The organism is Nitrospirae bacterium CG2_30_53_67 (assembly GCA_001873285.1).
In the GTDB taxonomy this organism is placed as follows: Bacteria; CG2-30-53-67; CG2-30-53-67; order CG2-30-53-67; family CG2-30-53-67; genus CG2-30-53-67.
Window position 1 is genome coordinate 1 of the sequence record MNYV01000005.1, and the last position, 7139, is coordinate 7139.

The 7139-nt window shown below is 57.5% G+C and carries 5 protein-coding genes; 2 read left to right on the top strand and 3 right to left on the bottom strand.

All coding sequences use genetic code 11. The annotated features are described in order from the left end of the window. The coding region (locus AUK29_00185; GenBank protein ID OIP66707.1) for a glycoside hydrolase family 15 at positions 1 to 1653 on the top strand (1653 nt) is incomplete at its 5' end. Positions 1654 to 1700: 47 nt separating this feature from the next. Next, complete coding sequence (locus tag AUK29_00190; GenBank protein OIP66708.1) at positions 1701 to 1916, top strand: transporter; 216 nt, start codon at positions 1701 to 1703, stop codon at positions 1914 to 1916. A gap of 356 nt (positions 1917 to 2272) precedes the next feature. On the opposite strand, the gene AUK29_00195 is transcribed toward AUK29_00190, so the two are convergent. The 3 genes from AUK29_00195 to AUK29_00205 all read right to left on the bottom strand — a co-directional run bounded on the left by AUK29_00195 (position 2273) and on the right by AUK29_00205 (position 7032). Further along, positions 2273 to 5488 carry a multidrug transporter AcrB gene (locus AUK29_00195; protein OIP66709.1) on the bottom strand — a complete coding sequence of 1072 codons (3216 nt, stop codon included), beginning with the start codon at positions 5486 to 5488 and terminating at the stop codon, positions 2273 to 2275. Then, positions 5485 to 6558 carry a hypothetical protein gene (locus AUK29_00200; GenBank protein OIP66710.1) on the bottom strand — a complete coding sequence of 358 codons (1074 nt, stop codon included), beginning with the start codon at positions 6556 to 6558 and terminating at the stop codon, positions 5485 to 5487. Before AUK29_00200 ends, AUK29_00195 begins: the two co-directional genes overlap by 4 nt. Before the next feature lie 108 nt (positions 6559 to 6666). Continuing rightward, complete coding sequence (locus tag AUK29_00205; protein OIP66711.1) at positions 6667 to 7032, bottom strand: hypothetical protein; 366 nt, start codon at positions 7030 to 7032, stop codon at positions 6667 to 6669. Positions 7033 to 7139 lie beyond the last annotated feature (107 nt).

The following is a 7139-nucleotide window of genomic DNA, read 5'->3' on the forward strand; positions in this document are numbered from 1 at the left end:
GAGACCGGCGGGGTGGTCCACTACAAAGGCCCTCGCTATTTTCTTGCCAACGGGCATGTCATGGGATCAGACGGGGTGACGCAGTACGCCACGGGCAAGAAAGGGATGCAGGGGAATGAAGGGACCTTCAAAGATGCCGAAGACGGGCAGCTCTCCGGGAATCCGATCGCCCAGGGCTCCGTGGATTCGGTCATTTCCTTGAGCCTTCCGCTAAAGGAACTGGGGACTGGAAAGGGATATTATTGGATCACTGCTGGCAAGACCTTGAATGACGTTCGGCGTTTGAATGCACTGGTCAAAGGAAAAGGCGCCGAGGTCCTGATTCGGCGGACCGCGGACTATTGGAGAATCTGGCTGCGCAAGGAGACGCCTCCCATGGAGCAGTTCCCGGACAAGGTGCGGGAACTTTACCAGCGCAGCCTCCTGGTCATGGCGACACAGATCGACTCCGAGGGGGGGATCCTCGCGGCCAATGACTCGGACATCACCCAATTCGGGCGGGACACCTACTCCTATATATGGCCGCGGGACGGGGCGCTTATCGCCAACACCCTGGATCTCGCCGGCTATCCTGTGCCGGCACAGAGTTTTTACGAATTTATCGTCCGGGTCATCGGGCATGGGGGATTTCTTCTGCATAAATACAATCCCGACGGCACTCCGGCCTCATCTTGGCATCCCTGGATCGTCAACGGGCAGCGCCAGCTCCCCATTCAGGAAGATGAGACGGCCCTGGTCATCTGGGCTCTCTGGCACCATTTTGTTCTCTACCGGGATATTGAGTTCATCAAGCCTCTGTACAAACCCCTGATCAAAAACGCGGCGGATTTCATGTCTCAGTACAGAGATGAGAAAACGGGCTTGCCCGCACCCTCCTATGATCTATGGGAGGAACGGCGCGGGATATTGAGTTTCACCACCGGCGCTGTTTTCGGAGGTCTGACTGCGGCCTCGCTCTTTTGCACGGTCTTCGGTGAGACAGAGAAGGCCGAGAAATACCGGAAGGCCGCTGCAGAGATCCGGGATGCGGCGTCCATGTACCTCTGGCGAAGCGACTTGAACCGCTTCTGCCGGATGGTCTACCGGAACGGCAACGGCGATCTCGAAGTGGATGGAACGCTGGACGCGAGCCTCTGGGGCCTCTTCGCCTTTGGACTCTATTCGGCCCGGGATTCCAGGATCACCTCCACGATGACGGCGTTGAGGGAAAAGCTGTGGGTGAAGACGGATGTCGGAGGCATGGCACGCTATGAGGGAGATGATTACCACCGCGTGAGCAAGGATCTGCCGGGCAACCCGTGGTTTATCTGCACGCTTTGGTTTGCGGATTACCTGACAGAGACGGCCCAAAATGAAGACGAGATGAAGGCCGCTATCGAGATCATCAACTGGGTCTCCGAACATGCCCTCCCTTCCGGTGTGCTGGCGGAACAGGTCCACCCCTATACAGGCAAACCCGTTTCAGTTTCACCGCTCACCTGGAGCCATGCCACCTTTGTCACTTCGATTCAGCGCGTGATGCGGCATCTGGCAAGGATGAAATCCTGTCCGGAATGCGGCATGCCGATGATGAGCTTCCTTCGAAGGGAAGACTGGCTGGAGAAATTATATGCCGAAGCGTGCGATTCGATCCACGGGATTTGTGAAGTGTAGCCATAGGCAGTCTGACAGAGGCGCTTGAATTATTAAGGAGGAAGGTTATGAGCAACAGTGTCTACAAGGTGGTCGAACTGGTCGGCACAAGCGACGTGTCCTGGGAAGATGCCGCGAAGAATGTCGTAGAGGTAGCGGGCAAAAGCCTCAAGAATCTGAGGATCGCTGAAATCGGAAAGCTGGACATGAAGGTCGAGGACGGCAAGGTAGTCGCCTATCGGGCCAGGGTGAGCCTCTCCTTCAAATATGAGACGGGCAAATAGCGGATCGCTTGCCGCTCAAAGGTGGAATCAGGCCGAGCGCGAACGGACCCGGCAGGTCCCGAAACAGCGATAGACGCGCCTAAAATAAACAGGACAGACGTTTCCCATCTGACTTCGGGTGAATAGTGATCAGTGAAACACTTGCACTTCATGGGATGATGATGTCTCTGTATAGTCCTATCTTGAGAAGAGTGGGAGGTTGACTTCATATGAAGCGACGGATCGCGGCTATGTTTCTTGAGATGGTTCTATGCCCGTCACTGACGCCAGCAGATGAGACAACCACAGTTTCCGAGGCGCTTTTTCAAAAACTACGAGCCGGCGGCATCGAGGGCGCACGCACAGGATATCTTCGGTCACTGGATACGGTCTTCGAATTGTTTTTTCTTCATCACCATGTAATAGAGGAGCGGGATCACGATCAGGGTCAGCGCGGTGGAGACGAAGATCCCGAAGATGAGCGAGATGGCGAGCCCCTGGAAGATGGGATCCAGCAGGATGACGAGGGCGCCGACGATCAGGGCCGCGGCCGTAAGCACGATAGGCCGGAAGCGGACGGCCCCGGCTTCGAGCACGGCTTCGGTCAGTGTCCCGCCCTCTTTTTCCCGCATCCGGATAAAGTCCACAAGGAGGATCGAGTTTCTGACGATGATCCCGGCCAGGGCGATGAATCCGATCATGGAGGTGGCTGTGAAGAAGGACCCCGTGACCCAGTGGCCCGGGAGGATGCCGATCAGCGTGAGGGGGATGGGCGCCATGATGATGACCGGGATGAGAAAGGACCGGAACCATCCCACGATCAGGACGTAAATCAGCACCAGCACGGCGGCAAAGGCAATCCCCATGTCCCGGAAGACCTCATAAGTGATCTGCCATTCCCCGTCCCATTTCATGGCGTACCGGGTTTCACTTCCGGGTTCTTTGGCATAGTGCTGTCTGATCTCGTACCCCTCCGGGATCTTGATGGCTGAGATCTTCTCTCTCATATTGAGGATCCCGTAGATCGGGCTCTCCGCAGTTCCGGCCATGTCTCCGATGACATAGACGACCCGTTTCTGGTTTTTGTGGAAGATGGTCCTGTCCGAGACGGTCTCTTTCACGTGGACCAGTTCAGAGAGAGGAATAAGGGTCCCCTCCATATTTTGGATCTTGATGGCGCTCAGGTCTTCCACGCTGGAGCGGGCCTCTCTTGCGAGGCGCATCCGGATGGGGACCGGCTCCCGTTCAGAAGGAATATGCAGAAGCCCCGCATCCATACCGGCGAGGCTGAGCCGGAGGGTCTTTGTGATCTCCTCAGGGGATACCCCAAGGAGGGATGCCTTCTCCCGGTCGATGACGAACCTCTCCATGGGCTGAAGATCCTCTTCATACCAGTCCACGTCGACGACGTCCTCGGTATTGTCAAAGATGTCCCGGATCTGTCCGGCGATCCGTCTCTGGCCTTCAAGGTCCGGGCCGTAGACCTCGGCCACCAGGGTGGAGAGCACGGGCGGTCCGGGCGGAACCTCAGCGATCTTGACCCTCGCATTGTGCGCCCAGGCGATCTTCCGGATCGCAGGCCGGACGCGACTTGCGATCTCGTGCGACTGGGCCTTTCGTGCATGCTTCTCCACGAGGTTGACCTGGATGTCGGCGACGTTGGGGCCCCGGCGGAGGAAATAGTGCCGGACCAGCCCGTTGAAGTTGATGGGGGCATGGGTCCCGGAATAGATCTGGTAGTCGGTCACCTCGGGTACGGCGGCGAGGTAGTCGCCGATCTCCATGCAGAGGTTGGATGTGGCCTCGAGCGTGGTTCCTTCGGGCATGTCAACGATGACCTGGAACTCGCTCTTGTTGTCGAAGGGGAGCATCTTCACCCGAACGAAACGGGCATAGACCAGAAACATGGAGAGGAAGAGCATCAGGGTGACGAGCCCGATAAAGGACCATCGTTTCCCACGGCTCATGATCAGGGGGCACAGGGCGGCATGGTAGAGCTTATACAGCCGCGTCTCTTTGAGTGCCGGCGCTTTCTCTTCCCCGTGCGTTTTCTTCCCCGTCATGTGGTAGGTGAGCCAGGGGGTGACCACAAAGGCGATAAGCAGGGAGATGAGCATGGCCACCGAGGCATTGACGGGGATCGGCTCCATATAGGGCCCCATGAGCCCTGAGATGAAGACCATGGGGAGAAGCGCCGCGATGACCGTGAGGGTCGCGAGGATCGTGGGGTTCCCCACTTCATCGGTCGCGGTAATGGAGGCCGTGAAGCAGTCTTCCTTCTTGAGTTTGTAGTGGCGATGGATGTTCTCGACCACGACGATGGCGTCATCCACCAGGATGCCGATGGCGAAGATCAGGGCGAAGAGGGTCACCCGGTTCAGGGTGTAACCGAAGAGCATGCTGAAGAAGAGGGTCAAGGCCAGCGTGACCGGAACCGCCACGGCCACGACTACGGCTTCATAAAAACCCAGGGCGATCCCGATGAGGATGGTGACCGATACCGTGGCCAGGAAAAGGTGTTTGATCAGTTCGTTGGATTTCTCTTCGGCTGTGGCGCCGTAGTCTCGGGTCAGGGTGATATGGACATCCGACGGGATGATCCTTCCCTTGAGGGCCTCCACCTTCTCTTCGATGGAACGGGCGATCCGGACGGCATTGGCCCCTTTCTTTTTGGCCACATCCAGGGTGACGGCCGCGAATCTCTTTCCAATCTGATTTTCCGGGATCCCCTTCTCATGCCCCTTCGGCCCTGCTCCGAAGAGGACATAGTCCTCAGGCTCATCCGGTCCGTCCGAAATCTCGGCCACGTCTTTTAAATAGACAGGACGGCGGTTCTGCACGCCGACCACGACGTCCTTGAGGTCTTCAGTATCCTTGAGGTCATTCCCGATCTCCACGAGGATGGAGCGGTCCTTTCGGCTGAATTCTCCGGACTGAAGATTCCAGTTCACGGCCTCGATGGAATGGGCGGCCCCGAGGGCTGAAATGCCGTAGGAGGCGAGACGTTCCTGGGAGAGTTCAACCCTGGCCGCTCTTTTCCTGCCGCCGAGGATTTCCACATCGGAGATGTTGTCGAGCTTCTTGATCTCGGTTCCGACCTCTTCGGCGATTCTGCGCAGGGTGTATTCATCGTAGTTACCTCCCCAGAGGGTCATGGCGAGGATCGGCACATCGTCTATGGATTTAGGCTTGACCAGGAAAGGGGACGCTCCCGGCGGGCTCATGTCCATGTTGGACATGAGCTTGTCATACAGATTGACCAGGGAGTTCTCCACGTCCTCTCCCACGTAGAAGCGGACCGTGATGATGGAGAGGCCGGGCCGGGACATGGAGTAGACATATTCCACGCCGGGGATCTCCCAGATCTTCCGTTCCATGGGGGAGGTGATTCTGGATTCCACCTCTTCCGGGGAGGCGCCGGAGAACTGTACGAAGACGTCCATCATGGGGACGATGATCTGCGGCTCCTCTTCTCGTGGCGTGATCATCACGGCCATGGCCCCGAAAAGGAGGGCGGCGAGGATGATCAAGGGAGTCAGCTTGGAGTTGATAAAGGCGGAGGCCGTACGGCCCGCGATCCCGATCTGTTTCATTCGGAGATCTCCATGCCGTCTTCGATCTGATTCAGCTTGGAAACAGCGATTCGTTCTCCGTCCTTGAGTCCGGAGATGACTTCCACATGGCGGCCCATGGACTTTCCGGTCTGCACCAGGCGCAGATGAAGGACCCTGTCCTGATCCACCGCATAGACCGCGGTGAGCTGCCCGAGATGAATCACGGCATGCTGCGGGACCAGGGTCGCGCTGCGTTTCCCTATAATGAACATGGCCTTCCCATACATTCCGGAGATCACGCCTTTTGTTTCTCCCAGGCGGATCTTGACCTTTGCGGAGTGGGAACCCGGATCTGCGGATGCCTCCATCTCTGCGATCTGTCCCTTGACCTGTGCGTCCCCCATGGCATCGATCCGGACAAAGACGCTTTCCCCGATCTTGCGCTCGGGGAGAATGGATTCTGGAACGAAGGTCTCAAACTGCAAACCCCGGGTATCCTCGATCTCCATGAGAGGTCTTCCTGGCGCGGCCTGCTCCCCCACCTCGGCCATCTTGCGGGCAACCACGCCGCTGACCGGAGAGGTGATCTTGGCATATTGCTTCATGGCCCGGGCCTCGGTGACCGATCCTTCCGCCTGCCGGACCATCCCTTTTGTGCTGTCCCGCTGCATGGTGGCGGCGTCGAGTTGGGCCCGGCTGGAGGCGCCTTTGGGAAAGAGTCCGGAGATGCGGTTGTAATGGGCCTCTGCATTCAGGAGGGAGGCTTTCGCGGATTCGAGAGCGCCTTCGGCCTGCCTGATTCTGGCCTCGATATCCTGCGACTCGATTTCAATCAGGACCTGTCCCTGTTCCACCCGATCCCCTTCCTTGACCGGGATCGTCTTGATATTGCCCATGACCTTACTGGAAAGGGTGGAACTCGTGAGGGCCCGGACCGTGCCGGCAGCGCTCAAGGTGACGTCGATCTCACGGCTGATGACCTCTTCGGTTTCGACCCCCTGGATCTTTTTATCTGCTTTTGTACGGGAGGATTCTTCAGCCTTTCCGCAGCCGGTGAAAAAAAGCAAGATACACAGAGGGAAAATTAAAAGCAGCCTTGTTATCTTCATGTTGACTTCCTTATATCTTTTTTTGTCAAGGGAACCCATTGGGTGAAATGGGTTGCCGATGTCCAGGCAGGACGGCAGCTATTGGCATGGTTCCGTTATATTTCCGGATCACCCTTGCTCCTTTGCCGCACGGTCTTTCTCCGCATTCGCGTAGGTTCCAAGCGTCTTTTGCGCGAGCTCTCTCAGTTTTTTGGTCAGGCGGGGGCCCTTGTACCTCTTTTTCCCGGCCACATAGGGACACCCCTGGGGCAGGACCCCGAGTGCGGCGATCTTCTTTGTGATCCGGAAGCAGTCCTTCTTCGCCTCCTTCCTGAACTCGTAGACCATGCACAGGCCCGTCCCCATATCCAGATACTCGCACGGCCTGTTCGTGTAGAGAATGGTCCCGTCTTTTTGGAGCGTCTTGTGGTAACAGCAGATGGTGCAGCGGGTGCAGAGATCCTTCACGGTACCTCCCTCTCCTATATACCACATCTTGATGCAGGGAGCAACTCTCATGAAAAGGTGCGTTCAGCGGTTGACGGGGCTCGTCATGCGCCGACGATTCGATCTCGGCCTCGTGAGTTGTTGCTCAATGCGAT

Coding starts and splice junctions, on each gene's coding strand:
- AUK29_00195 (OIP66709.1), bottom strand. CDS start 5,488: ATGAAACAGATCGGGATCGCGGGCCGTACGGCCTCCGCCTTTATCAAC.
- AUK29_00190 (OIP66708.1), top strand. CDS start 1,701: ATGAGCAACAGTGTCTACAAGGTGGTCGAACTGGTCGGCACAAGCGAC.
- AUK29_00200 (OIP66710.1), bottom strand. CDS start 6,558: ATGAAGATAACAAGGCTGCTTTTAATTTTCCCTCTGTGTATCTTGCTT.
- AUK29_00205 (OIP66711.1), bottom strand. CDS start 7,032: ATGTGGTATATAGGAGAGGGAGGTACCGTGAAGGATCTCTGCACCCGC.